The sequence below is a fragment of the Pseudoalteromonas nigrifaciens genome, from assembly GCF_002221505.1.
GTDB lineage: Bacteria > Pseudomonadota > Gammaproteobacteria > Enterobacterales > Alteromonadaceae > Pseudoalteromonas > Pseudoalteromonas nigrifaciens.
The window spans coordinates 747,716-773,853 of sequence record NZ_CP011036.1 but is presented as its reverse complement, the minus strand read 5'-3'; the positions used below and the strand labels follow the sequence as shown (position 1 = coordinate 773,853).

The 26,138-nt window shown below is 40.0% G+C and carries 22 protein-coding genes; 8 read left to right on the top strand and 14 right to left on the bottom strand.

All coding sequences use genetic code 11. From position 1 onward, the window contains the following. From PNIG_RS03625 to tkt, 6 genes are all read right to left on the bottom strand, one after another. Nucleotides 1-315, bottom strand: coding sequence for a helix-turn-helix domain-containing protein (locus PNIG_RS03625; RefSeq protein ID WP_089367828.1), 315 nt, complete (start codon nucleotides 313-315; stop codon nucleotides 1-3). Further along, nucleotides 302-634 carry a type II toxin-antitoxin system RelE/ParE family toxin gene (locus PNIG_RS03620; protein ID WP_089367827.1) on the bottom strand — a complete coding sequence of 111 codons (333 nt, stop codon included), beginning with the start codon at nucleotides 632-634 and terminating at the stop codon, nucleotides 302-304. Before PNIG_RS03620 ends, PNIG_RS03625 begins: the two co-directional genes overlap by 14 nt. Nucleotides 635-705: 71 nt before the next feature. After that, nucleotides 706-1,878, bottom strand: a complete 1,173-nt coding sequence (locus PNIG_RS03615) for an NRAMP family divalent metal transporter (protein WP_370446746.1) — start codon at nucleotides 1,876-1,878, stop codon at nucleotides 706-708. Between the two features lie 212 nt (nucleotides 1,879-2,090). Next, on the bottom strand, nucleotides 2,091-2,447 hold the full coding sequence (hpf, locus tag PNIG_RS03610; protein ID WP_011327370.1) for a ribosome hibernation-promoting factor, HPF/YfiA family: 357 nt from the start codon (nucleotides 2,445-2,447) through the stop codon (nucleotides 2,091-2,093). Between the two features lie 201 nt (nucleotides 2,448-2,648). Then, nucleotides 2,649-2,963, bottom strand: a complete 315-nt coding sequence (gene ppnP / locus PNIG_RS03605) for a pyrimidine/purine nucleoside phosphorylase (RefSeq protein ID WP_011327369.1) — start codon at nucleotides 2,961-2,963, stop codon at nucleotides 2,649-2,651. A gap of 185 nt (nucleotides 2,964-3,148) precedes the next feature. Beyond that, a complete protein-coding gene (tkt, locus tag PNIG_RS03600; protein WP_089367825.1) occupies nucleotides 3,149-5,140 on the bottom strand; it encodes a transketolase in 1,992 nt (663 codons plus the stop codon). Between the two features lie 303 nt (nucleotides 5,141-5,443). Between tkt and metK the strand changes: the two genes are divergently transcribed. From metK to serA, 5 genes are all read left to right on the top strand, one after another. Continuing rightward, on the top strand, nucleotides 5,444-6,595 hold the full coding sequence (gene metK, locus PNIG_RS03595) for a methionine adenosyltransferase (RefSeq protein ID WP_011327367.1): 1,152 nt from the start codon (nucleotides 5,444-5,446) through the stop codon (nucleotides 6,593-6,595). 152 nt (nucleotides 6,596-6,747) lie between these two features. Then, nucleotides 6,748-7,299, top strand: a complete 552-nt coding sequence (locus tag PNIG_RS03590) for a hypothetical protein (RefSeq protein WP_011327366.1) — start codon at nucleotides 6,748-6,750, stop codon at nucleotides 7,297-7,299. Between the two features lie 20 nt (nucleotides 7,300-7,319). After that, nucleotides 7,320-7,916: a 5-formyltetrahydrofolate cyclo-ligase gene (locus tag PNIG_RS03585; RefSeq protein ID WP_089367824.1), complete on the top strand. Its 597-nt coding sequence runs from the start codon at nucleotides 7,320-7,322 to the stop codon at nucleotides 7,914-7,916. 52 nt (nucleotides 7,917-7,968) lie between these two features. Continuing rightward, on the top strand, nucleotides 7,969-8,622 hold the full coding sequence (gene rpiA, locus PNIG_RS03580; protein WP_089368934.1) for a ribose-5-phosphate isomerase RpiA: 654 nt from the start codon (nucleotides 7,969-7,971) through the stop codon (nucleotides 8,620-8,622). Nucleotides 8,623-8,631: 9 nt separating this feature from the next. Continuing rightward, nucleotides 8,632-9,861, top strand: a complete 1,230-nt coding sequence (gene serA, locus PNIG_RS03575; protein WP_011327363.1) for a phosphoglycerate dehydrogenase — start codon at nucleotides 8,632-8,634, stop codon at nucleotides 9,859-9,861. A gap of 103 nt (nucleotides 9,862-9,964) precedes the next feature. Here the strand turns inward: serA and PNIG_RS03570 are convergent, their stop codons facing one another. The 3 genes from PNIG_RS03570 to radA form a co-directional block, all read right to left on the bottom strand. After that, a complete protein-coding gene (locus tag PNIG_RS03570; protein WP_011327362.1) occupies nucleotides 9,965-10,543 on the bottom strand; it encodes a TMEM175 family protein in 579 nt (192 codons plus the stop codon). Nucleotides 10,544-10,792: 249 nt separating this feature from the next. After that, nucleotides 10,793-11,725: a hypothetical protein gene (locus PNIG_RS03565; RefSeq protein ID WP_089367823.1), complete on the bottom strand. Its 933-nt coding sequence runs from the start codon at nucleotides 11,723-11,725 to the stop codon at nucleotides 10,793-10,795. Between the two features lie 81 nt (nucleotides 11,726-11,806). After that, nucleotides 11,807-13,192, bottom strand: a complete 1,386-nt coding sequence (radA, locus tag PNIG_RS03560) for a DNA repair protein RadA (RefSeq protein ID WP_011327360.1) — start codon at nucleotides 13,190-13,192, stop codon at nucleotides 11,807-11,809. A gap of 365 nt (nucleotides 13,193-13,557) precedes the next feature. Here radA and PNIG_RS03555 point away from each other — a divergent pair, with 365 nt between their 5' ends. Beyond that, a complete protein-coding gene (locus PNIG_RS03555; protein ID WP_089367822.1) occupies nucleotides 13,558-16,035 on the top strand; it encodes a PilZ domain-containing protein in 2,478 nt (825 codons plus the stop codon). On the opposite strand, the gene serB is transcribed toward PNIG_RS03555, so the two are convergent. Continuing rightward, a complete protein-coding gene (gene serB / locus PNIG_RS03550) occupies nucleotides 16,032-17,060 on the bottom strand; it encodes a phosphoserine phosphatase SerB (RefSeq protein ID WP_011327358.1) in 1,029 nt (342 codons plus the stop codon). The two genes, PNIG_RS03555 and serB, sit on opposite strands and share 4 nt — an antisense overlap. 173 nt (nucleotides 17,061-17,233) lie before the next feature. Between serB and PNIG_RS03545 the strand changes: the two genes are divergently transcribed. Continuing rightward, entirely contained in the window at nucleotides 17,234-17,854 is a 621-nt protein-coding gene (locus PNIG_RS03545) for an AhpA/YtjB family protein (protein ID WP_089367821.1), read from the top strand. On the opposite strand, the gene PNIG_RS03540 is transcribed toward PNIG_RS03545, so the two are convergent. The 4 genes from PNIG_RS03540 to prfC all read right to left on the bottom strand — a co-directional run bounded on the left by PNIG_RS03540 (nucleotide 17,821) and on the right by prfC (nucleotide 23,064). Then, entirely contained in the window at nucleotides 17,821-18,588 is a 768-nt protein-coding gene (locus PNIG_RS03540; protein WP_089367820.1) for a TatD family hydrolase, read from the bottom strand. The two genes, PNIG_RS03545 and PNIG_RS03540, sit on opposite strands and share 34 nt — an antisense overlap. 21 nt (nucleotides 18,589-18,609) lie before the next feature. Beyond that, the gene (pdxH, locus tag PNIG_RS03535) at nucleotides 18,610-19,248 is read right to left on the bottom strand and encodes a pyridoxamine 5'-phosphate oxidase (RefSeq protein ID WP_089367819.1); all 639 of its coding nucleotides are present in this window, start codon (nucleotides 19,246-19,248) and stop codon (nucleotides 18,610-18,612) included. 426 nt (nucleotides 19,249-19,674) lie between these two features. Continuing rightward, the gene (gene argS, locus PNIG_RS03530) at nucleotides 19,675-21,417 is read right to left on the bottom strand and encodes an arginine--tRNA ligase (protein WP_089367818.1); all 1,743 of its coding nucleotides are present in this window, start codon (nucleotides 21,415-21,417) and stop codon (nucleotides 19,675-19,677) included. A gap of 57 nt (nucleotides 21,418-21,474) precedes the next feature. Further along, entirely contained in the window at nucleotides 21,475-23,064 is a 1,590-nt protein-coding gene (gene prfC, locus PNIG_RS03525; protein WP_011327353.1) for a peptide chain release factor 3, read from the bottom strand. A 365-nt stretch (nucleotides 23,065-23,429) separates the two neighbouring features. Between prfC and PNIG_RS03520 the strand changes: the two genes are divergently transcribed. After that, complete coding sequence (locus PNIG_RS03520; protein WP_089367817.1) at nucleotides 23,430-26,096, top strand: ATP-binding protein; 2,667 nt, start codon at nucleotides 23,430-23,432, stop codon at nucleotides 26,094-26,096. Nucleotides 26,097-26,138 lie beyond the last annotated feature (42 nt).

The window sequence follows — 26,138 nt, the reverse complement described above, 5'->3', positions numbered from 1 at the left end:
CTACAACTCAGCTATATGATTCAATGTCTCAGGATGACGCTGCACAAGCTTTAATAAAGTAATTGCTTGCCCATTAGGCGCGCTACGTCCTTGCTCCCAGTTTTCGAGTGTTCTCGCTGATGTATGTAAAATGTTTGCAAATACACCACGCGACATATTAAATTTTTCTCGAATATTTACTATTTCATCAGGTGAAATAGCAAGGTCGTTAAACTCATTTACTGTATGGGTACGCAATGTAAGTTTGCCTTGTGAGTGTGCTTTAGCATCAACAAGGGCTGTAGTTAATTCTGAAAATAAATCACGTTTGCTCATTTTTCCATACCTCTAAAAACGCTTTTAATTGCTTTTTATGATCTGCTGTTAAATCTGTCACTTCGTTTTTACTGTAGATAGTTAGTAAGTAAAAACGTGTTTTATCGTCCAAATAATAATATATAACTCTTGAGCCGCCGCGTTTACCTTTCCCCTTGCTCGCAACTCGTATTTTACGTAAGCCACCTGTACCTTGAATCACATCGCCCTGTTTTGGGTTAACCATTAGATCTGCTTGAAATAAACGATATTCGTCATCATTCAAGTACTGTGCTCGGTACTTTTCAAATACAATTGATTCAACAAATAAGCTTTTCATACGCCAAAGTATACGCAATTAGCGTACAAATGCAATGTACGCTAATTTATTGCTTTATTGAATTTTTTTACTTACATCATCATCCACACAACAAATGCCACAGAAAAACCGACTAAGTACAGCAGCCCTATCCAGCTTAAACTTTTAAGTAGTACGCCGTGTTTAATGCTGGGCTCAGAGCGCACTAGGCTAAAGTTTAGCCAAGCAAATATAGGAGTGGTTACAAATGACAGTGTCATGGCAAAGGTAAGCATAGGACCTAAGGCTGATTCAAAAAATAAAATAACCGCCATACCAGCAAGTGCTTGCAGTATTAGCCATGTGTTTAAGCTGTGTTTTGATTGCTTAAAACCAAGTAATTTATGCGATTCGTTTAAAGTACGCGCGTAACCATCTAGTACCGTTAATGTGGTGCCAAACATACATAAAAAAGCAATGGCTGATACTAGCGGCCTTGCCCACTCGCCAATGGTAAGTGCGTACATATCAATAAGCTGTTTGGCAAAAGCGACTCCGCCGAGTTCTATATTACTGCTTTGCCCGTATTGCACTAATACACCTAAGCTAAAAAACACCAGCGCTAAGCCTGCGGTTAACCAGTAACCCACGTTAAAGTCGAACAAGCCTTCGCGTTTAGATATTATTTGTTGTGCTTGTTTTTCTTTTAACCACAGTGAGCTAAGTGCGGATATTTCAATGGGGGCGGGCATCCAGCCCATTAATGCCACCATAAAGCTAAGCATGGCTAACTCATACGGTGAAGGGCCTACATAGTCAGCAGGTGCCATTGGGCCATTACTAAAGGCAATAGCAAGTGCTATTAATGTTGCTAATGTAAGTAGCCCCATAATGCCTTTTGCCACGTTATCTAGCGCTTTAAAGTGCCCTAGCAAAAGTATGGTTAAGCACACGCCAAGTAAAATCCAACACAGCAGTGTTATTTCTATTGTGATAGGTAGTGCGTAATGCAACAAGCTTGCGGTGAGTAATAATACGCCTGCGGTATTAACGATAGCGGCAACAACATTTAGGACAATGAAGCTGTAAAAATAAAATGGCCCTTTGCTTTTATAACCCTCTACTAGGCTATTTTTGGTAGCGAGTGTGTACTCCATGCCAAAGCGAAAAAATGGGTACTTTAAAACGTTTACTACTAAAATAAGCCAAAATAATTGCCAGCCAAATATGGCTCCCGCTTGGGTTGATGCCACTAAATGTGAACCACCAATTGCAGCGGTTGCCATTAGAATTCCCGGCCCCAATGCATTTAAGCGAGTTTGCCAATTTGATACTACAGAGCGCATGTGTGTACTTACTGTTTATTTATAATAATGAATAAATTACAGAGTTTTAACGCAAAATGAAAGCTGAAAAGTATTAATAAATGAGGGGGTAAAACGAAGCTAATAAATAATGGTTTTAGGCCCTAAAAGTTAGGGCCTAAACTCTAAAAACGTTAACGAAGATCCATCTCTTGGATGATTTCGTGTGCAATTTCTGGGGTTGTTATTTCTGGTTTTTCATGCAAATTAGCTTTAATTTGCCCTTTGCGATGTTTTAGTGACGTATCTAGTTTTTTTGCGGCACTACTAATTGCTGGATACAGCACTTCGTTTTCGCCCTTAACCGATATACGTGCACCTTCGTAAATAGTGCTAATTTCCGCTTGAAGCTTGTTGTGAACTTTAGAAAGAATAATGTCGAGCGCGATCAAAGATGGAAAGTGATTCGCTATTTTTGAAAACTTTTCGTTTACGTGTTCTCTAATTGAATCAGTAACGTCAACATGGTGACCTGTAAGATTAATTTTCATTTTATATCCTTTTATGTGTTACTTCATAGTTAGTATTGGGGGCAATATGAATTAACACAAGGAGAAATGTAACTATTTAAGCAAATATTTGTTAGTAAAGCTGATTTAGATCACTCACTGAACATTAAACATGCAAAAGCCCGCATTATACGGGCTCTTTAAGCGGTTAAATAACATACTAACCGCGTTATATTTGTGCTATTAATCTGTGTATGAACAGCAATAATCAGCAAAATCGCTTACTTTTACCTTAAAGCTTACGTTTGCATCAACATTAAATGATTCGCCCGCATTAAATGTTTTCCACTCGCTTTCACCTGGCAATAAAATATCCCACTGCCCTGCTAATAATTCCATACATTCTTTTTGGTTAGTGTCGAACACAAACTCACCTGGTTGCATAAAGCCTAATGTTTTTGCTTCACCACTGCCTAATAAAACGGTTCGGCTTGACACTTTGCCATCAAAATACACATTGGCTTTTTTAATTACACTAACATTTTCGAACTTTGACATATTTAGCTCCTGCTAATAATTTAAGATTTTTATTTATAAATTTTATCGCACTACCTTGCCTGATAGCTTACTTTCTTGCAAGGAAAGCAGTATTGCTTTAAGTGAAGTTGTTTCATATTCGGGCATAAAAAAACCCGCAACATATGCGGGTTTTTCAATTGCTTACTTTATTTAATCAAAGGCGATTAAAAAAGTTCGTTTGCTTTGTTTACTATGTTCTCAACAGTAAAGCCAAAGTGCTCAAACAGCTCACCAGCAGGCGCTGACTCACCAAAGGTAGTCATACCTACTACTGCGCCATTTAGGCCAACGTACTTGTACCAGTAATCAGCAATACCTGCTTCTACTGCTACGCGGCGTGAAACAGATGCTGGCAATACACTTTCTTTGTATGCTGCGCTTTGCGTTTCAAAAGCATCAGTACACGGCATAGATACAACACGTACCTTTTTACCTTGCTTGCGTAGTTCGCTTGCAGAATCTTGTGCTAGTTGCACTTCAGAACCCGTTGCAATGAAAATAAGCTCTGGATTGCCGTCGCAGCTAAGGATGTAACCACCCTTTTTAACGTCGCTCAGTTGCTGTGCGTTACGTGCTTGTTGCTCTAAACCTTGGCGAGTAAAGATTAGTGATGTAGGACCGTCTTTACGCTCAATAGCTTGTTGCCATGCAATTGCCGACTCAACTTGGTCACATGGACGCCAGTTGTATAAATTAGGCGTTAAACGCATGCTTGCAATTTGCTCTACTGGTTGGTGAGTTGGACCATCTTCACCTAAACCAATTGAATCGTGCGTGTATACAAAAATGCTTGGTTGCTTCATTAATGCAGCCATACGTACGGCATTTTTTGCATATTCAACAAACATTAAGAACGTAGCACCGTAAGGAATAAAGCCTTTATGCAGCGCAATACCATTCATAATTGCCGACATACCAAACTCACGTACACCGTAATAAATGTAGTTACCGCTTGCATCGTCGCGTGTTAAGCCTTTAGAGCCATCCCAAATTGTTAGGTTTGAGCCAGCTAAATCGGCAGAGCCACCCATAAATTCTGGTAATAACGGGCCAAATGCGTTTAATGCATTTTGCGACGCTTTACGAGACGCTGGGTTTGCAGGGTTTGCTTGCAGCTCTTCAATGTATGCTTGAGATTTTTCAGCCCAATCGCCTGGCAGTTCGTTGTTAATACGACGCTTGTATTCTGACGCTAGCTCTGGGTATGCTTTTGCGTATGCTGCAAATTTTTCATCCCAGCTTGATTCAAGCTGTTGACCTTTTTCTTTGCTATCCCATTGTGCATAAATGTCTGCAGGGATTTCGAATGCATCGCCAGTCCAACCTAAAAATTCGCGAGACGCTTTAATTTCGTCCTCACCTAGTGGTGCACCGTGACAATCGTGGCTACCCGACTTATTAGGTGAGCCGTAACCAATAATTGTTTTACAACAAATTAGTGATGGCTTATCGGTAACACTTTTAGCTTCTGCGATTGCAGCACTTATAGCATCGCTGTCGTGGCCATCAACACCGCTAATTACATGCCAACCGTACGCTTTAAAGCGAGCTGGCGTATCATCGGTAAACCAACCTTCTACTTCGCCATCGATTGAAATGCCGTTGTCATCCCAAAATGCAACAAGTTTACCCAGACCTAATGTGCCTGCAAGTGAACCAGCTTCATGAGAAATACCTTCCATTAAGCAGCCGTCGCCCATAAATGCATAGGTAAAGTGATCAACAATATCGTGACCTTCACGGTTAAACTGTGCAGCTAGCGCTTTTTCGGCAATTGCCATACCTACTGCGTTAGTGATCCCTTGACCTAACGGGCCGGTAGTAGTTTCGATTCCTGGTGCATAACCGTACTCTGGGTGACCAGGTGTTTTTGAATGCATTTGACGGAAGTTTTTAATTTCGTCTAACGGTAAATCATAACCCGTTAAATGTAATAAAGAATAAATAAGCATTGAACCGTGGCCGTTCGATAATATAAAGCGATCTCGGTCAGCCCACTCTGGGTTTGTTGGGTTATGTTTTAGATAATCGCGCCATAATACTTCTGCGATATCTGCCATGCCCATAGGGGCTCCAGGATGACCAGATTTGGCCTTTTGTACTGCGTCCATTGACAAGACACGAATAGCATTTGCAAGTTCTTTGCGAGATGGCATGAATTCTCCTACCTTAATATATTTTTGCGCGGGTATTTATGTATTCGATTATGCCGCCGTATAACTTGGCGACTAGTGTATAGTCCATTCTTACTTATTGTAGGGGCGGTGTGCAATTAAAAACCCATAATAATAGGTCATTATGAATATTTTTTGAGACCGAAAAGTTATTAAATATTTTATTTAGACGTCTAGGCGTAAAAACACTATGCAAGGTGTTTTGTTTTCGATAAAATACGCCCCTTAATTTTTAAGCGCTAATACCGACGTTTGTGAAGCGCAATATTTGTGAGCAGAAATACAATGGCAAAACATTTATTTACTTCTGAATCTGTTTCTGAAGGTCATCCGGATAAAATCGCCGATCAAATCTCTGATGCGGTACTTGATGCTATCCTTGAGCAAGATTCTCATGCCCGAGTTGCGTGTGAAACTTACGTAAAAACCGGTATGGTTATGGTTGGTGGTGAAATCACTACTAGCGCATGGGTTGATATCGAAGAAATTACACGTAAAACAATTCGCGACATTGGCTACACTAATTCAGATATGGGTTTTGATGCAGATTCATGTGCAATTTTAAACACTATTGGTAAACAGTCTCCTGACATTAACCAAGGTGTTGACCGTACTAGCCCAGAAGAGCAAGGCGCTGGCGATCAAGGCTTAATGTTTGGTTACGCATGTAACGAAACTGAAGTACTAATGCCTGCTCCTATTACCTACTCACACCGTTTAGTGCAGCGCCAAGCACAGGTTCGTAAAAGCGGCGAGCTTAACTGGTTACGCCCAGATGCAAAATCACAAGTTACGTTTGCATACGAAAACGGCAAGCCAGTAGGTATTGATGCTGTTGTACTTTCTACGCAGCACAGCGAAGATATTTCACAAAAAGATTTAATCGAAGCGGTGATGGAAACTATCATCAAGCCGGTACTTCCTGCTGAGCTAATTACTAGCGCGACTAAGTTTTTTATTAACCCAACAGGTCGCTTTGTAATTGGCGGACCAATGGGCGATTGTGGCTTAACCGGTCGTAAAATCATTGTAGATACCTACGGCGGCATGGCTCGTCACGGTGGCGGTGCTTTCTCTGGTAAAGATCCATCAAAAGTTGACCGTAGTGCTGCCTATGCTGCACGTTATGTTGCTAAAAACATTGTTGCTGCTGGCCTTGCTGATAAGTGTGAGCTACAAGTATCGTACGCTATTGGTATTGCAGAGCCTACGTCTATAAGCGTAGAAACCTTTGGTACCAGCAAACTAGAAGAAAGCCGTTTAATTGAGCTTATTCGTGAGCACTTTGACTTGCGCCCTTACGGTTTAATTAAAATGCTTGATTTAGAGCGCCCTATCTACCTTCCAACGGCGGCTTACGGCCACTTTGGTCGTGAAGAGTTCCCTTGGGAGCGTACTGATAAAGCAGAAGCACTTCGCGCTGCTGCTGGCCTTTAAGCCAACATACTATTAAAAATATAAACGGCCCTTTTAAGGGTCGTTTTTATATCTAAAGCTTATTATTCAAGCCGTGAAACATAAATCACTCTCGAATTGTTTTGCACTTTCGGTATATACTCGTTTTACTATAAAAGCTTAGGGAATTAAAAATGGCCGACAACTTTCGTGTTACCTTTGTAGGACTCGCTGAGGGCGTTGACAGCAAAGCTGTTACTGCCATGCTTGCTACTAAATTAAAAACATCAAATGAAAAAGTGTCGCTTTTTTTTAATGGTAAACCGCTATTTGTGCCAAGCAATAAAGACAAAGCCCTAAAGCAAGCCAAACTACTTGCCAGCTTAGGTATTAAAAGTAAGCTGCAGGCTGTTACCAACCCTAATCAAAATACTCAACTGGCAAGTGCAACGAGTAGCCAGCGCGATGACAGAATTTTTGATGCGCTTGATTACATTACCAGTAGCTTAATTCGTCTTGAAGAAAAACTAGACGAGCTTGAACAGCGCCTACCCGAGGTTGAAGCCACAGCAATTACCGATGAACACATAGAGTGGCAAGACGATGATCTTATGCTTGATGATGAGTTGCTCACGCCACTGCAAAAACGCAGTAATGTGTTGTTATATTCACTCATAGCAACTGTGGTTACTTTGCTTATTTTATTAGCAATATATTTAACCGTCCCTAACTTATTCTCTTTTTAATTACGGGGTGAAATCCTAAAGTGAGCAATAAACGTGCAACAATAAGAGCGTCTGTCCGCGAACTGCGTAATAATTTATCAAGTAACCAACAATTAATTGCCGCCCAATCGCTAAAAGTGAATTTTATTCAATACTTAAATGGCAAAAAAAACACTAAAAAAGAGCATATTGCCATTTATTTTAGTAACGACGGCGAGTTAGATACCTCATTGTTAATTAATGAATTATGGGATAAAGGGCACACCCTTTACCTACCTGTAATCCACCCCTTTAACGGGGCTAATTTACTATTTCAGCGTTATGAAAAAAACTCACCCATGAAGGCAAACCGCTATGGTATCTTGGAACCTAAGCTCAATTGTACTCAAATATGCCCGTTACCAGAGCTTGATTACCTACTTATGCCATTAGTGGCATTTGATAACCAAGGTAATCGCTTAGGAATGGGGGGTGGGTTTTACGATCGGACATTGGCGCGGCTACACCAGCAACACTGGCAAAAGCCGCAACTTATTGGTTTAGCACATGAATGCCAAAAAGTAACAGCTTTACCCATAGAATCATGGGATGTGCCACTTAAAACAATTATCACCCCAAATAAAACCTACTGTTGGTAAAGCGTTACTTTGTATACCAGCAGAAATTTTTGACATAAATGAGCATAAAACAATGACACAAGACGAATTAAAAAAAGCAGCTGCTTGGGCAGCGTTAGAGTTTGTAAAAGAGAACACTATTGTAGGCGTAGGTACAGGCTCAACGGTTAATCACTTTATTGATGCACTAGGCTCAATAAAAGACACCATTAAAGGTGCAGTTTCTAGTTCAGAAGCCTCAACAGCTCGTTTAAAAGCGCTAGGCATTGAAGTATTTGAACTTAATGACGTTGATGTTTTAGATGTATACGTTGACGGCGCTGATGAAATTAACGCCCATAACGAAATGATTAAAGGCGGCGGTGCAGCCCTTACTCGTGAAAAAATAGTAGCAGCGGTAGCTAAACAATTTGTGTGCATTGTAGATGACACCAAATTAGTAGCAACCTTGGGTGGTTTTCCACTGCCGGTTGAAGTTATACCCATGGCACGCAGTTACGTAGCACGCGAATTATTAAAACTTGGCGGTGATCCTGTGTATCGCCAAGGTGTAGTTACCGATAACGGTAACGTTATTTTAGATGTACATAATTTAAAAATTACCCAAGCTAAACAACTTGAAACACAAATTAATCAAATTGTTGGCGTAGTTACCAACGGCCTATTCGCAGAGCGTGGCGCTGATAAAGTGATTATCGGCACTAAAAATGGGCCACAAATTAAATAGGATGAGGTTATGAGTAAGGTATCGTTGGCAAAAGACAAAATTAAAATTCTTTTGCTTGAAGGTGTTCACCAAAGCGCTGTTGAAACGCTAAAACGTAACGGTTATAGCAACATCGACTATGTTAAAACATCCTTACCTGAGGACGAGCTAAAAGAACGTATTAAAGACGTACACTTTGTGGGGCTTCGTTCTCGTACTCATATTAACCAAGCTGTGTTAGAAGCAGCTGAAAAGCTCGTTGCGGTTGGCTGTTTTTGTATTGGCACCAACCAGGTTGACTTAAATGCGGCGCGCGAACGTGGTATTGCAGTATTTAACGCACCATTTTCTAACACCCGCTCGGTTGCAGAGCTTGTACTTGGTGAAATACTGTTGCTATTACGCGGTATTCCTCAGCGTAATGCTGCTGCACATCGTGGCGGCTGGTTAAAAACCGCAAACGGCTCGTTTGAAGCTCGTGGTAAAACATTGGGTATTATTGGCTATGGCCACATTGGTACCCAGTTAGGTATTATGGCCGAAAATATTGGTATGCATGTTGAGTTTTACGATATTGAAGATAAGTTATCACTTGGCAACGCTAAGCAAGTACATAATTTAACTCAGCTATTACAACGCTCTGATATTATTACTTTGCATGTACCTGAAACCCCACAAACTAAGAACCTTATTGGCACTGCCGAACTTGCGGTTATGAAACAGGGCGCTATTTTAATTAATGCGTCTCGCGGTACTGTAGTTGATATTGATGCATTGGCAGAAGCGCTTACCGATAAAAAACTCAGCGGCGCAGCAATCGATGTATTCCCGGTTGAGCCTAAATCTAACGATGAAGAGTTTGTATCGCCACTGCGTAATTTCGACAATGTTATTTTAACGCCGCACATTGGTGGCTCAACTCAAGAAGCGCAAGAAAACATTGGTATTGAAGTAGCTGGAAAACTAGCTAAATACTCAGATAACGGCTCAACTATTACTGCTGTTAACTTCCCTGAGGTTTCACTACCAGAGCTTGCTAATCGTAGTCGCTTACTGCATGTACATCACAACCGTCCTGGCGTATTAACACAAATAAACCAAGCGTTTGCGCAGCACGGTATTAACATTGCCGCGCAGTACCTACAAACAGATGAGTCAATTGGTTATGTAGTTATTGATGTAGATACCGACCACTCAGAAGTTGCCCTTAAAGAGCTAAGCGCTGTTGAAGGCACGATAAGAGCACGTATTCTGCATTAACTAATTTAAGCTCTAGAAAATTTTAAGCCGCGTTTGCTTTATAACAAACGCGGCTTTTTTATTGCCCTACTTAGCGGTAAAACTAATTAAAAGAGTAATAAATTTAATTTTGATTAACGGCCTGCTCTATTCTTTTATCTGGCACTAACCATAGCAGCGCCACTGCTACATATATTACTTGTGCTAACCATGGTGCTACAAATGCTACGCCTACTGCCGATAAGTAAAGCGCCATAGACACTTTGCCTTTCCAGTCTGCACCGATTGCTTTGCGCAATACAGAGCTGCAGCCATCTGTCGCCATTATGCTGCGTTGTAAAATATTATACGCAATCGCCGCCATAAACAGCACGGCACCATAAGTCGCGGTAGGTAGCGGCTCAAAGTGATTACCTCCCATCCAACTGGTCGAAAACGGGAATAATGATAACCAAAAAAGTAAATTTAAATTTGACCACAATACCCCACCCGAAACACTGCCAGCAGCGTGTAATAAATGATGATGGTTATTCCAGTAAATCCCTACGTATACAAAACTTAAAACATAGCTAAAAAAGTTAGGGAGCATAGGCACAAGTGCTTCAATTCCTGCGCCTTCAGGTATTTTTAGCTCCAATACCATAATGGTAATAATAATTGCCAACACACCATCACTAAAAGCTTCTAATCGACCTTTTCCCATCTGTAACCCCATTCAACTTTAAGTAATTAGTTTGAGCCTTAATGGCTATTTAATATGATAAATAACAGTTTTTGTAGTAATGAATACTAACGATTAAATGAGTGCTGGTAAACTAATTGTTAATTTTGAGAGTTAACACCTAGTCTAAACGCAAAATTTACGCATAAAAAAGCGCGAGTTAAACTCACGCTTTAATTATGTGTATCGTGCTATCATTTTTAACTGATATCGCGATTGCTATAGCTACTTTTAGTCGCCTTTAACTTCTAGATTAATGTACTCTACAAGCTTTTCAGGCTGGCCTATTAGCATCATTATTTGTTGGTTAACTTCCATCATAGTTTTGCCTTCAGGTAGTTTTGCCGACACGCTAAATGAATTTAAGCCTTTAACAAAGCCGCTAATCGCTTCTGCAATTTCTTCGGTTACTGGCGCTTGCTGTAGCTGCTGCTCAACCATCATTTGCATTTGCTCAACACTCATACCTTGCTTAATAAGCTCGCTTTCTAGCAATGCTTTAAGCTCGCCTTGGTTATTAAGTTCAAAGTTAACACTGCGCGGCTCTAACTTACTCATAGCTTGCATTATTAGCGTTTGCTGCTGTAATTCTTGCTCATAAGTTAAAGGTTCGCTGCCCGCTGCTTGCTGTGCTTTACTGATCGCAAGCGATGCATCCATAAGTGCTTGTGTGTTTGCCAGACCCATATTCATATTAAAGCTAACAATGTCTTTTGCATCTAACTTAACTACCACATCGCTGTCGCCCGATTTTTCATCGTAATCAAGTGATGAATGTAAATCGTAACTGGCCGACGCTAACATAGTATTTGTATCGGCTGGTAATTTAGCCACAAAGTCTTTATTAAATTGAAAGCTTTTTACATCAAATGTAGTGTGTGGTGAAATTTTATCGGTTTCGTAGCCTGTCACTTCAATGCTTTGAATACTGGCAACATTATCGCCTTCAGAACTAATGACTTCCATATTGCTAATTTCTACACTATTGGAAATAACACTAGCCGATAAGTCTGCATACTTAAATGTAGCGCCGGTTTGCTCGCTCACTAGTGCTAGTTGCTTATCTATTTCTGCACGTACTTCTTTAGTGGCTACGTGATTTGCATAACTTACGCCACCAACACCGGCAGCTACAATTGCTGCAGCTATAACTAACTTTTTCATGTTATTTCCTTATTTAAGTCTTTATATAAATTGTTTCAGCTCAAGAGTAACATTGCAGAACATCACCGATAAGCGTTTTTGCTAATTAATTAAACTAAGTAACTCATGTACTGTTTTTATCGGGGTGATCTTAGCGCCCAGCCCTTCCATTGATTTATGGTAATTACGAAATGGAATAAATATTTCCGTAAAGCCATGCTGCGCAGCTTCTTTAACGCGCGGTACGCCACTGTCTATTGGGCGTACGTCGCCATTTAAACTCAGCTCTCCCATAATACAAGTGGTACGTGGCACCACAAAATCATTTAAGCTGCTAAGTAGCGCAGCAACCAACGCTAAATCTATACAGGTTTCTGATTCATCAATTTTTAAGCCACCCACTATATTAAAAAACGTATCGTGAAATATTTTAGTTTTTGTGTGCTTACGCAGTATGCCGGTGAGCATTTTTATTCGGTTCATGTTTAAACCAACGCAAACACGCTGCGGAAATTCCGCCTCAATTTCAGTGGTTAAACATTGAATTTCGAGTAATAAATTACGATTACCTTTACGAATACACGTAATTGCAGAGCCAGGTGAATCTGTAGTTGAGCCTGATAAAAATATTTCGCTGGGGTTATCAACGCTGAGCATACCGCGTTCGCACATTCTAAAAATACCGACTGTATCTATATCACCAAAGCGGTTTTTATTTGCTCGTAAGGTACGAATTTGCCCATCGTTAGTATCTATATGCAATAGTGCGTCAACTATATGCACCAGCGTTTGCGGACCAGCTATTTCGTTGTTTTTATTTACATGGGCAATAATGAACATAGTGACATCATTTTGCTTACAGTATTGCGTAAGTGCTTGCGCGGCACTTTTTACTTGCGAAGGCGAGCCTGGGCTACCGTTAGCTGTGTCGGTGACCACTGCTTGAATGGAGTCTATTACTGCAAACTTAATTTTATTTTTATCGAGTTCTTCAATGATGGTTTCAACACTGGTTTCGGAAAGTAAATAAAGCGCATCAGGGTTATAATTTAACTTTAAACGATTCACTCTGTTTTTAAACTGCGATAAAGATTCTTCTGCGGTACAGTAAAGTGAGGGCATGCGTTGTGACATTCGTGCCACTAAATCAGATAACAAGGTTGTTTTACCAGCCCCTGGATCGCCAGAGATTATATTAACTGACCCCGTTGTTACACCGCCACTTAAAACACGATCGAGCTCGCCAATTTCAGTTAACTGTTTTTCAGTTTCTGCGGTAGCAATATCATTAATTTTTTTAGAACCGCCACCAATCCCCCCAGCATAACCACCTACACTTACGCGTGCCGATGCTTTTTTACTTTGCCCTGCTGACGGTTTAAATTCTGCTAATGTGTTCCATGCACCACAGCGGCATTGACCTTGCCAACGTTGGTAGTTCATGCCACATTCGGTACAAACAAACTCTACTTTTGCCGCTTTAGCCATTTATAACTTTACCTACTATTCTTTAATTTTAAAAATACTTAATGTTAAGTGCTTATTTTACCATTTTAAACTTTCGCCTAACAATGAGTCATGCCAACAAGATAATTTAGCACTACTATTATTATCTATAAATGCTGTTTTCTTTTTTACTATACTTTAGGGCATACTTATTGCTTGAATAATAGTTTAAAGTAACTTGCCAATAAATTGGTATTTAACACATAATAACAAGCGCTAAACTGTAGTTACTCGAATAATCGTACCTATATTAACAACAATAACACGATACGACATTTATTGAGTTTTCTAATAAATGGATTTAATAGTATACCTACTTTTTTAATTAGACGGTGATGGTTTTATAAATGGCTGAAGACATACTGCTCAAGCACGAAGATCTTATATCTGAATTAAAACATTATTTAGGCAACCCTAAATTTGATTTAATTTTTAAGTCTAAAATAGCTGGGCTTACAAAGCCTGAACAGTTTTTAATGAAAATGGAAATGACACGCTTATCTCAGCCGATAGCGCGCTTTATTGACTTACGTGGTTTAGTGACTGGGCAGGTAAAGCCTTATGATCACAATGGCAAGCAACATTTCATGGATGAAACAGCGATTGAAGTATTTGAAGCTGCGCTAAAACAACACGGTGGTTATACCCTTGCCGTTTATGAGGCAGTGATGAACACCGAAAATAATCATCGGGTGTTACAACGCAAAACCACAGAAAAAATTGCAGAGCAAGCCATTGATGACTCCCTTAATACAAATGTTATAAAGTTTGCCTCTTATGAAAGCCGCTCTGAAGAGCGAATGAACTATTCAATTAAAGTAACGGTTGAATACAACGACAAAAAAAGTATTGCTGCTAGCACTTCCGATATATCCCTCAGTGGTTGTAAAATAAAGCTAGCCACTCGTTATGTGCTAAAAAAAGGACATTTAATCGCCTTGCGTTTGGTAGGTTTAGAGCAAGACTTTGAGCTAGGTTTAAAAAATGGCATTCAGTATGAGGTTGTCGCCGTAGAAAATATTTCTAAAGAGTTTAATCATATTCGTTTAAAACGCACCTTTATTGAAAATAATGAAGCGTTTGATAATTTTTTAGAAAGCTTTATCCACGGTAATAAACGTCGCTATAAAGTAAACCTTGATAATACGCTCGATGCTGTGGTTTCTAAGGGTTACGAGCAATACTATATTCCACGCGTCACCTCTTTATATGTGTTTTTAAGTAAAAAAGACAATGTACTTTATCCTAGCTTAAGTCTAACCACCGAAAACAACATTTTTATTCAACGTTACTTTACCGATGAACGCCAAAACCCTTGTTTATACAGTGTGCTTAATGAGCAACGTATTAATGCATTACTTTTAAAACAGACTCCAGTTAAAGAAGATTATTTATATACTTTTACTCATATTTCAGCGGGCAAAATTTATTATTATTCTGCAACACGTAATGAGCTTGAACAAAACCCTCAGCTAAAAAACTTATTTTTAGCTTTTGGCAGTCAAAAAGACACCTGGCAGTGCTTTAAAATACAAATTATGCCAAGCCATCCAGATGACTCATTTATTCCTTTATCGTTACCAAACACTGTAAGTAAAAATATTGAAAAGCTCAATAAGCCGCCTTCTCCTCGGGTAGAAGGGTTAGTGAAAAATGTAAAATATATGGTGGTACTAACTGCTATTGGTAATAAAACTGAACAGCAACACAATCAGCAATTAAATTACGATAAAGCTTTGATTAATCAATTGAAGCATTTTGGCCATAGCAAAAGTAAGTCTGCGCCTTATTTAGATATTGTACCTTTAGAGTATGTAAATCTTCGCTCTGATAAGCGCTACTTATATAAAACGAATGTGTCGATTAGCGTAAACGATGAGGTAGTACATGGCCTTACTCGCGACTTTTCGGTTATGGGCTTGCAGCTTGAATGCAAACAACCAGTAAGCTTAAAAAAAGGCGACATTGTTTTACTCTCGTTTCCTGACTTACAAAAAATAACCAAAACATATCAGCTTAGTGAGCTAAAGTACGAAGTGATGGCTGTAAATAAGTCGTTCACTATTATTAATTTAAAAGCCAGCCGAGTTGCCGACTTACCCCATGCTGGAGTGCTGTTTTTTACGCAGTTAATTAACAGTAATAAAGATAAACTAAAAGTGTCAGAAGAAGCGCCCAAAGTGCCTGGGCTCTCTACAGCACTTAGAAATATGGTAACTAAAAGCGTTTGCCAGTTCCCACTTTATTTACATAAAGAAGGAGCGCACTTTAAAGCAGGTGCAATTGGCTTTGGCTTATACCCTAGCCCACTACATGTGCTTTTACAAAACTTTGGTTTGTTGGGTAATAAAACCGATTTATCGAGCATTATTACTGATGAGCAAATCGTTAATGTGATCACCCCACAGATAAAAGATCTTAGCCGCCAAGATCCGCCAAGCGCCTTTACACTTGTGATTAATTTTGATCCCCGTAAGGGCAGTATTTCAGAGTCTATTACCAGTTATTGCATAGCAGGTGAGGATTATAATGATTTTCAGGAACAAATAAGCAAAGGCTTAAAGTCGAATCTTATTTTTGTTATGCGCTTGTATATATCACGTACTGGACGCCCAGATACCGATTATTTATCTAACGAACTAAAATATGTGAGTCAATATGCGCTGCATAAAGCAAGGGAATTAGAAGAGGCATTGTGGTCTGTAGCGGGTGTCGGTGATATTGTCGATATCACCGAAGAAGCCTTAAGCCATTTAAAACTTGAACAGCAACAAGTTGACCAAATGGGTCGCCGCAAACTGCTTTGGCTAAACCGCCTGCGTTAAACAGTAGCCTCACTATTTAATGGTATAGCTAGCATATACAGTAATTGTAATAACGAGCCTTGGCAAATAGCTGCTTGGGCTTGCTCAACCACTTTTGCTTTACCATGTACTGCTACACCTAGCCCTGCTGTTGCCATCATTTTTAAATCGTTAGCCCCATCGCCAATCGCCACTGTTTGCGACTTTATTAATCCCAGCTGTTGCTGTAATGACTCTAAAATAACGGCTTTTTGCTGTGCATCTACAATTGTGCCTAATACTTTACCTGTGAGCTTATTATCTTTAAATTCAAGCACATTAGCGTGTACTTCATCTAAATTGATTAACGCTTGTACTTGCTCTGCAAAGGGTACGAAACCACCCGACGCAATGGCTAAGTGCCACTGATGCTGTTTAAGTATTTGGCAAAGCATTTTAATACCCGGCATTAAAGGTAAATTATTTTTTAACTCATCTATTAAGCTTTTTTCAATTCCGGTAAGTTTAGCGACGCGCTGATTTAGGCTTTCACTAAAATCAAGCTTACCAGCCATTGCCAGTGCTGTTACCGAAGCAACCTCATCGTATACGTTAGCTAAGCGTGCAATTTCATCTATGCACTCAATAGTAATAGCGGTTGAATCCATATCCATTACCAATAAACCTGGCTCATACAAGTTGGGTGGGCAAGCTATTTGCACTAGCTGAAAATCAAGTGTGCTGGAAAATTGTTGTAATACTAGCGGGTTAATCGGCAGCTCTGCTTGCTTAATATAAAAACACAGTGCCGCTGGTAAACTTAAGTCCGGCTGATACTGGCAAAGCCCTGTAACGGTTTGATTATGCTTCGCAAAAAAATCTATTATGGCTTTAATATGGGTAATACTAAAATTGCCAGCAAAGGCAATACTAAATAAACCTTGGTGTTTATTAGGTAGGTTTTTTAACGGTAAAAACACCTCATCCTGATAGCTAAACCATTTATTTAATACTAACTGCGTTAATGGTTGCTCAGCACCAGGCTGTGCCATGTTCGTTTGCGACATGGATTCTCCGTGAATTTTTTTGTTATCCTGATAGCTACTTACAAAATGTTAAATATATTACTTGCGCTAAATTCGCCATCAGGTGGGGTTTAAGGTTATAGTATACCCAAACAACTTGGGTATAGCATTTGTAACATCAAATCAAAATGCTGTCAGTAGTATATACGGTGACTATGAAAAATAACCATCTTAAAAACCCTATCACTGCCTCACAAAAAAAACGCTTAGTGCGTTTATTGCTTGCTACTGCCTGCTTAATATTACTGAGCTGGGTGGGCATTAATAGTAGTTTTCAAAGCCATCAATTACTTTATGACAGTGCCGATAGTACGGCAAAATCGCTCACCAAATTTATGGCATTAAATGCTAAAACCCCGTTAATTGAAAAAAACAAACCGCAACTTAATGCATTATGTAACAACATAAGCAAAGATGAATTTGTACTTTCAGCCACAATTTACGACCAGCAAGGCATGCTTATAGCCAGTAGCGATAATTGGCAATCGCTGCATGTTAACGGCCAGCTATCTGAATCAACTCCTGGTGTTAGTAAACTTAAAACACCGTTTATAGAGCCCGTGGTAAGTGACGACGACAGACCTGTTGGTTTTGTATCTATTACTTATTTAACCCGTGCGGCAGTTACATCTAGCCACAATCATTTTCATGACTTAGGTCGCCAAGTATTATTAATGTTGGTAATTGCATGTATTTTTACTTGGCAATTTGGCCGTGGCTTAAAAATATGGCAGGTTAATCGTTATATACAAAAAACATCACAGCATGAGTCGTAAAGCTCTGTAGCTAGTTGCTCTTTGTGTTGTTTGGGCTTTAATTCACACAATACATCAAATACCCGCACTATTTGCAGCGGCGTATTGATCTTCCCTTGATAACCACATAGCGGCATTGATGGCGAGTCGGTTTCAAGCACTAGGTGCGATGTATTTATATTGGCAATTACATCGCGCGTTTTAACCGCTCGCGGGTAGCTAATAACACCGCCTACACCGAGCTTAAAACCTTGCTTAATATAATATTGAGCTTGTTGAAGTGATCCCGAAAACGCATGAATAACCCCCCCATACTTAGGCTTACAACGCTTAAACGACTGCGCTATTAAATCATGGCTTTGCCTATGATGCACAATTAACGGTAATCCTAGCTGATTAGCCAGTGCTATTTGTTGTTCAAATAAAAAGGTTTGTTTGGAGAGGTTTTCAATACTTCGATCTAGACCGCATTCGCCAATTGCCACCAGCTGGTTTTTATTGGCCGTAGCAAATGTAAATAGCAGCTCTATATGGGACTCTTGATGCTGATTTAAAAAGTAAGGATGCAGTCCTGCAGCTATTTTTACGCCTGCAAAGTTAATTTTAAATTCAAGTAGTGCACGCGATTGGGCCAAACTAATACCGGGCACCACAAACTGCTCAACTCCCTTTGCTACACACTCGCTAATGAGTGACTCGCGGTTTGAGTCAAACTCTGTAAAGTCGAGGTGGCAATGAGAGTCAATAAATTGCATTGTTACTTACTCATCGATTTATTAAGGGTTTAAGCGTGTAATTTGCCAGCTGTTGTCTGCTTGGCGCTGATACATAAAGCGGTCGTGCAGGCGGTGTGCCCCACCTTGCCAAAACTCAATTTTTTGCGGTACAACACAATAGCCACCCCAAAAGTCAGGTAAAGGAATTTCACCTTTAGCAAACTTGTTTTTCATATTGGCAAAGGTTTCCATCAACACTTTACGCGATGAAACTGGGCGACTTTGTGCTGATGCCCACGCTGCTAGCTGGCTTTCTTTAGGGCGAGATAAAAAGTACTTAGCCACCGCAGAAGTAGGTAAAGGTTTAGCCTCGCCATACACAATTACTTGGCGTTCCATAGGGTGCCAAGGAAAGTGCAGCGATATTTTATTATTACCTTTAAGCTCCTGCGCTTTGCGCGAACCTGTATTAGTAAAAAACACAAAACCATCATTATCTAAATGCTTAAGCAATACAATACGCTGCGAAGGCTGCCCGGTATCATCAACTGTCGCCACTACCATAGCGGTTGGATCACGTAAATTACTTGCTACAGCTTGCTCAAGCCAGGTTTCAAACTGTTTAAACGGATCATCAAGCAAGTTATCTTCGCTTAACGCGTTTTGCAGGTATTCACGACGGATATCTTCGAGTTTCATAATAAATCCTTTAAATAAAGCGTTAGAAAAGAGCTTAGAGTAACGAGCTTAAATAGTGATGCTAGTAACAACAAACATCAAGCTTTAGGTACATTCGATAGCAATAAACACAGAGTCTCAGGTGTATCGTTGGGTTTCGTTTCATTCAACCCAACCTACGGTGTAAAGCGTTACATCTGCAAGTGTAGGAGTGCTAGCAAGGCGGTAAAACTATTTATGCCAAGGAGCATACGGTTTGTATGTGACTTAGGCTAAATAGTTTTATCAACGCAGCTAAAGCGAACTACACGCAGCAGACAGTTCACCTAAGTAGTTTAGCCTAAGACAAGGCGTCCAATCCGGCTTATCCCTATGAGCATACGGTTTGTATGTGATTAGGGTAAGTCGGATTGGATAACGCAGTATTAGGTTAAAATACGACGGTGATTACATTTGTTCCATGACTTCAATGCCTAGTAAGTCTAATCCCGTTTCTAATGTTTTAGAAACCAAATTACATAACACTAAACGGCTATCACGTACGTTTGGCTCTACGCCTTCTTTAAGTACTGGGCAGGCTTCGTAGAACGTCATATATAAGCTTGCTAGTTCATATAAGTAACCACATAGTACGTGTGGTGTGGCTTCGCTGATCATTAAATCAAGTACTTCTTCAAGCTGCAGTAACTTAAGCGCTAGCGCTTTTTCTTGCGGCTCTACGATAGTAACGTTTGAATTTAGTGTAGCTGCATCAACGCCTGATTTACGAAAAATACTGCGTATACGCGTATAGGCATATTGTAAGTAAGGTGCTGTTGCGCCTTCAAAGCTTAGCATGCTGTCCCAGTTGAAAATATAATCACTGGTGCGGTGCTTAGAAAGGTCGGCATATTTAACTGCGCCAATACCTACTTTGCGGGCAATTTCGCTGCGCTCTTGCTCTGATAAATCAGATTCACGCTCGGCTAATTTTATTGCTGCGCGATTAATCGACTCTTCGAGTAAATCGGCAAGTTTAACTGTGCCACCGGTACGGGTTTTAAATGGTTTGTTGTCGGCGCCCATCATGGTGCCAAACGGGCAAAACTCATAGCTAGTTTCATCGCGTAAAAAACCAGCTTTACGTGCTGTAAGCTCTACTTGGTTAAAGTGCAGGCTTTGGCGCGCATCAACAAAAATTAAGATACGATCGGCACCCAACTTATTTGAGCGGTAATCACATGCGGCTAAATCTGTAGTTGCATATAAAAAGCCGCCACCCGATTTTTGTACAATAAATGCCGATGGTTCGCCATCTTTGTTTGCTAGTTCATCTAAAAATACAACCTGTGCGCCTTGCGACTCCACGGCAATATTTTTATCTTTTAATAAACTAATAATGTCATTTAGCTCAGCGTTGTATGCGCTTTCAGCCATAATATCAGCTTGTGTAAGCGTTACATTTAAGCGCTTATATACTTCTTCAGAGTGCTTAACTGAAGTGGCAATAAAAAGCTTCCACAGTTTTTCACAATGCGCGTCACCGCCTTGTAATTTAACTACATAATTACGTGCTTTGTCGGCAAAGCCTTCTTCATCGTCAAAACGTTTTTTAGCGTCGCGGTAAAAGGTTTCTAAATCGGCAAGTGCTACTGTATCTAAATCTACGCCTTGGCTAATTTGATCTTCTAAATGCGCAATCAACATACCAAATTGTGTGCCCCAATCACCCATGTGATTTTGACGCACAACGCTGTCGCCTCTAAATTCAAGCGCACGCACAATAGCATCACCAATAATGGTTGAGCGTAAATGGCCTACGTGCATTTCTTTAGCAAGGTTTGGCGATGAGTAATCAACAACCACTTTTTGTGGATTAGCGTGTTCATTAACCGCTAATTTTGCATCACTGTTCGCCGCTTTAACGCTTTGTGCTAAAAATTCAGGCTTTAAATGAATATTTATAAACCCTGGACCCGCAATTTCAGTTTTTTCGGCAATGTCGCTTACATCTAGGTTATCAATAATTTTTTGCGCAAGCTCTCGTGGGTTGCTTTTCATTTTTTTAGCCGCGCCCATAGCTGCATTAATTTGGTAGTCACCAAATTGTGGACGAGTACTTTGTGTAACTGCTGGGTTAGTATCTGCTGGTAAGCCTACAGCTGTCATAGCGGCAATGGCTTTTTCTACTAAAATAGTACGAATGTTCATATTTTTTACCTTAATAAGCCCGCCAAAGCAGGCTTTTAAAATTTTACTAAGCTGGCTTTAGTTTTCGCGTGTATGGCTAAAGGTGACTTCTGGGTAGCGCTCTACTGATAAATTAAGGTTTACACGGCTTGGCGCTATGTAAGTTAAATTATCGCCGCCATCTAAGGCTAGGTTGCTTTCACATTTACGCTTAAAGTCTTCAAACTTTTTAACGTCGTCGCTGCTTACCCAGCGGGCTGTATTTACGTTAACCCCTTCGTAAATTGCATCTACGTTATATTCTGCTTTTAAGCGCGCTACAACCACATCAAACTGAAGTACACCTACTGCGCCTACAATTAAATCGTTGTTTATTAGCGGTCTAAATACCTGTACAGCACCCTCTTCTGAAAGTTGTACTAAGCCTTTTAATAACTGCTTTTGCTTAAGCGGATCACGTAAACGAATACGGCGGAATAATTCCGGTGCAAAGTTAGGAATACCACTAAACTTAAGCTTTTCACCTTGGGTAAAAGTATCACCTATTTGAATCGTACCGTGGTTATGTAAACCAATAATGTCGCCAGCGAATGCATCACCTGCGCGCTCACGATCGCCAGCCATAAACGTAACCGCATCAGAAATACTTACTTGTTTGCCAATTCGCACATGATTCATTTTCATGCCTTGGCTGTATTTACCCGACACTATGCGCATAAAGGCAATTCGGTCGCGGTGTTTCGGGTCCATATTGGCCTGAATTTTAAATACAAAGCCAGTAAAGTTCTCTTCAGTGGCAACTACTTGGCGGTCTTCTGTTTCACGTGGCAATGGCGTTGGCGCCCATTTAGTTAAGCCGTCAAGTACATGGTCAACACCAAAGTTACCTAGTGCTGTACCAAAATAAACTGGCGATAGTTCGCCGGCTAAAAACAGCTCTAAATCAAATTCATTGGATGCGCCAATAACCAGCTCTAGCTCATCGCGTAATTGCGCGGCAAGATCGTCACCAATAGCATCAACCAGTTCTGGGTTATCTATCCCTTTAATGGTGCGCACGTCTTGAATTTTATGACCTTGGCCAGTTTTATATAAAACCGCTTCATCGTTATGAATATGATAAACGCCTTTAAAGCCTTTACCGCTACCAATTGGCCAAGTAATAGGCGCACACGCTATTTTAAGCTCGGTTTCAACTTCGTCAAGCAGCTCCATTGGGTCGCGTATATCACGGTCACATTTATTCATAAAAGTAACAATTGGCGTAGTACGCAGGCGTGTTACTTCCATTAATTTACGCGTACGGTCTTCTACACCTTTGGCCGCATCAATAACCATTAAGCACGAATCGACTGCTGTTAGCGTACGGTACGTATCTTCTGAGAAGTCTTCGTGTCCAGGTGTGTCGAGCAGGTTAACCAAGGCGTTTTTATACGGAAACTGCATTACTGAGGTAGTAACAGAAATACCACGCTCTTTTTCCATGTCCATCCAGTCAGATTTAGCATGCTGGTTAGAGCCACGGCCTTTTACTGTACCGGCTTTTTGGATAGCTTGTCCGAATAAGAGTACTTTTTCGGTGATGGTGGTTTTACCCGCATCTGGATGCGAAATAATCGCGAAGGTACGTCGTTTATTAATTTCACTGAGGAGATTTTGCTCTGCCATTAAAAAGTTCTTTTAGTTTGAATACGGACATTTATGTATGCTGACGTTTCAGAGCTAATATTGCTCAACCCCGAAAGCTCAACACACCCTAGGAAGAACCCAATTTGGCTCCTCACACGCGATCCGTTATGTTAATCGTAATTGAAGACTATTTTCGCTGATCTTCACTCTATAAACAATCAATGCTTAGTTATTAACTGATTCTTTTTTTATTAACTCTCCCAGAGCGCGTATTTACTCAATTATTGTCCTAGATTGTGCTTAGTTATAAATATTACCAGCACAATAAACAAACGCTAAGCTTGAGTAATATAGCTGTAAAACATATTATTACTAACATTACATGGAGGATGTGTTGTTTGGTAATGAAAACCAGTAAGTTAAGCATTAGGTTATTATGGTATATAACGCCGTTAGTTATACTTCCGCTGTTATTTTTAGGTGGTTTTACGCTAACTAATGTAACCAACTCAACACAAAAACAAGCTGATTTAATTATGAGCCGGTTTGTTGAACAACAACAACAAAAAGTATTTAACTATATTGACTCATTTCAATCCACTGCCAAGCTATTATCCACCTCACCCGTATTGAACGATTTTTTAGCTAACGATTTACATGCTGATGGTGGCTACACCTATCGCCTAGGTGCGTTAATGGATGTGTTTGCCAGTTATAGCGAGGCCTATCCCGATATTATTAGCATTAACTTAATGTCGGTAAATGGCAAAAGCGATGCCTACTACTCAAGTAATTTAAGCATAGCGCCAAAATCGTATCCTTTTTTTGACAAAGTACAGCAAAGTAATTTAAGCCAACAGCAGTTTATGATGCAAAAAGCAGATGGCACCACCAGCTTGTATTTTATTCAGCGTATTTATAGCATTGACTACTATCTTAAGCGCCCACAACAGCTTGGTTTTATAGTACTGCATATTGATCCTTCTATTCTTAACACCAGTATTTTAGAAGCCCCCTACAACAACACCCTCAACTTACTCGTTAGTAATGAGGGGAAAATTTTATTTAGTTCCGATTATAATATTCGTGGCCAATATATTAGCGAATTTGAGCTCAACCAAGTACATAACTTAGCCGACATTGGCTCTTTATCAACCATAGAGCTTTCGAGTATAGATAAAATAGAGCGGATGATTTTTGCGGTGCAAATGAGCGGTGGTTATTATGTATCGACTATTCCTAAAGCCGTTTTGTATCAATCGGGTAAGGCTATTAGCTTAATTACCGGCTTAATTGTTATTATTTCGGTTATTACGCTGCCAATACTTATTTTTATTGTAGTGCGTAATTTATTACTTAATCCTATTGAGCTATTAGGTGCAGCTAGCCACCGTGTAGGTGATGGCGATTTAGGTGTTTCACTGCCCGCGCACACCGATGATGAAGTAGGCATATTGTTTAACGACTTTAATCACATGGTTAATCAAATTAGGCATTATCAAGAGCAGTTAGAAGAATATAAACATCACCTCGAAGACAAAGTAGAAAGCCGCACCAAAGCGCTAGAAACCATGAATAGCCAGTTAGAGCTTGCGATTGGCCAAGCAGAGCAAGCAAATCAACTTAAAAGTCGCTTTTTGGCTAATATGAGCCACGAAATTCGTACCCCACTCACGGCAATAATGGGCTTTACCGAACAGCTTTTACATAACGATAAAATCACCAACAACAAACAGCATTTAGGCACTATTTTACGCAACTCTAAGCATTTACTAGAGTTAATAAATAACATTTTAGATTTGTCTAAAATTGAAGCCGAAAAAATTGCTGTAGAGCAAGCCCCACTAAATGTAGTGCGCTTAATTCACGACATTGAGTCAATTATTGAACCGCTGGCACAACAAAAAAAGCTAAAGCTTAGTATTAATTATCAACTCCCGTTACCACACACTATAAACAGCGACGAAACCCGCTTAAAACAAATACTGATCAACATTGCCAGCAATGCAGTTAAGTTTACCGAGCAAGGCCATGTATCTATAACGGTTCATTACCTACCAAGCCAAGAGCTGATGTTTGTAATACAAGATAGCGGAATTGGTATGGTTGAAAGTCAAATTAAGCGCTTATTTACTCCTTTTGAGCAAGCAGACGCTACCACAACCCGTCGCTTTGGCGGCACCGGGCTTGGGCTATGTATTTCAAAAAATTTAGCACAACGTCTTGGCGGTGATATAACCGTTAAAAGTGAATTAGATGTAGGTAGCTGCTTTACTATAACCATAGCCTGTAATTTACAAACGCCATTAGCCGATAACCTGTTTTTAGAGCAATCCAATCAACTCATTCCAGAAAAAGATCCGCTGCTTTCCTTCGCTAGTAATAATTTTGATGCACATATTTTAGTGGCCGAAGATAACCCCGATAATCAATTATTAATAAAGCTGCTGCTGCAAACTTGGGGATTAGAGCCCGACATAGCAAACAATGGCGCTGAAGCGGTAGAAATGGCGCTAGTAAACGACTATCAGTTAATTATTATGGATATGCAAATGCCAGTAATGGGTGGCCTAGAAGCGACTAAAATATTACGCCATGCAGCATACGACGGCCCTATAATCGCACTCACTGCGAATGTAATGAACCATGACGTAGACACATATATTGCTGCAGGATGCGACAAGGCTCTGGCGAAACCTATAGATAAAGACGCCCTAGAAAGCGTATTAGTAAGTTACCTACACCTTGAAAAAGACAATCAAAATAAATGGGACGACATACTCAAAAGTGAAAAATTCCAACAAATAAATGCAAATTACGTCGCTAACCTGCCAACTTATTTAGCTGAAATAAAAAGCTTACAATTTTCGGGTAACTTAGTCGCATTACGCGCATTAGCACATAATATAAAAGGCAGTGCTGGGTGTTTTAACTTTGATGATATTTATCACTGTGCTGCGCGTTTAGAAGATCATTTAAAAAGCGATAGCAAAGCCGCGTTAAACGAATTAACAGCTAACTTAATTAACGCTATTGAGCAGGTTATTAGTGAGCAAAGTAAGCCGGTATAAGTTATCGGCTTACTGCAACAATATTCTTTATACAGTTATCAC

Bases quoted from the DNA above. Each gene is read 5' to 3' on its own strand.
- PNIG_RS03565 (WP_089367823.1), bottom strand. From the start codon at position 11,725: ATGAAAAAGTTAGTTATAGCTGCAGCAATTGTAGCTGCCGGTGTTGGT.
- argS (WP_089367818.1), bottom strand. From the start codon at position 21,417: ATGAACATTCGTACTATTTTAGTAGAAAAAGCCATTGCCGCTATGACA.
- PNIG_RS03615 (WP_370446746.1), bottom strand. From the start codon at position 1,878: ATGGCAACCGCTGCAATTGGTGGTTCACATTTAGTGGCATCAACCCAA.
- PNIG_RS03520 (WP_089367817.1), top strand. From the start codon at position 23,430: ATGAAAACCAGTAAGTTAAGCATTAGGTTATTATGGTATATAACGCCG.
- serB (WP_011327358.1), bottom strand. From the start codon at position 17,060: ATGTCGCAAACGAACATGGCACAGCCTGGTGCTGAGCAACCATTAACG.
- metK (WP_011327367.1), top strand. From the start codon at position 5,444: ATGGCAAAACATTTATTTACTTCTGAATCTGTTTCTGAAGGTCATCCG.
- rpiA (WP_089368934.1), top strand. From the start codon at position 7,969: ATGACACAAGACGAATTAAAAAAAGCAGCTGCTTGGGCAGCGTTAGAG.
- PNIG_RS03625 (WP_089367828.1), bottom strand. From the start codon at position 315: ATGAGCAAACGTGATTTATTTTCAGAATTAACTACAGCCCTTGTTGAT.
- PNIG_RS03540 (WP_089367820.1), bottom strand. From the start codon at position 18,588: ATGCAATTTATTGACTCTCATTGCCACCTCGACTTTACAGAGTTTGAC.
- prfC (WP_011327353.1), bottom strand. From the start codon at position 23,064: ATGGCAGAGCAAAATCTCCTCAGTGAAATTAATAAACGACGTACCTTC.
- tkt (WP_089367825.1), bottom strand. From the start codon at position 5,140: ATGCCATCTCGCAAAGAACTTGCAAATGCTATTCGTGTCTTGTCAATG.
- PNIG_RS03545 (WP_089367821.1), top strand. From the start codon at position 17,234: ATGAAAAATAACCATCTTAAAAACCCTATCACTGCCTCACAAAAAAAA.
- PNIG_RS03590 (WP_011327366.1), top strand. From the start codon at position 6,748: ATGGCCGACAACTTTCGTGTTACCTTTGTAGGACTCGCTGAGGGCGTT.
- PNIG_RS03570 (WP_011327362.1), bottom strand. From the start codon at position 10,543: ATGGGAAAAGGTCGATTAGAAGCTTTTAGTGATGGTGTGTTGGCAATT.
- ppnP (WP_011327369.1), bottom strand. From the start codon at position 2,963: ATGTCAAAGTTCGAAAATGTTAGTGTAATTAAAAAAGCCAATGTGTAT.
- PNIG_RS03620 (WP_089367827.1), bottom strand. From the start codon at position 634: ATGAAAAGCTTATTTGTTGAATCAATTGTATTTGAAAAGTACCGAGCA.
- radA (WP_011327360.1), bottom strand. From the start codon at position 13,192: ATGGCTAAAGCGGCAAAAGTAGAGTTTGTTTGTACCGAATGTGGCATG.
- pdxH (WP_089367819.1), bottom strand. From the start codon at position 19,248: ATGAAACTCGAAGATATCCGTCGTGAATACCTGCAAAACGCGTTAAGC.
- hpf (WP_011327370.1), bottom strand. From the start codon at position 2,447: ATGAAAATTAATCTTACAGGTCACCATGTTGACGTTACTGATTCAATT.
- serA (WP_011327363.1), top strand. From the start codon at position 8,632: ATGAGTAAGGTATCGTTGGCAAAAGACAAAATTAAAATTCTTTTGCTT.
- PNIG_RS03555 (WP_089367822.1), top strand. From the start codon at position 13,558: ATGGCTGAAGACATACTGCTCAAGCACGAAGATCTTATATCTGAATTA.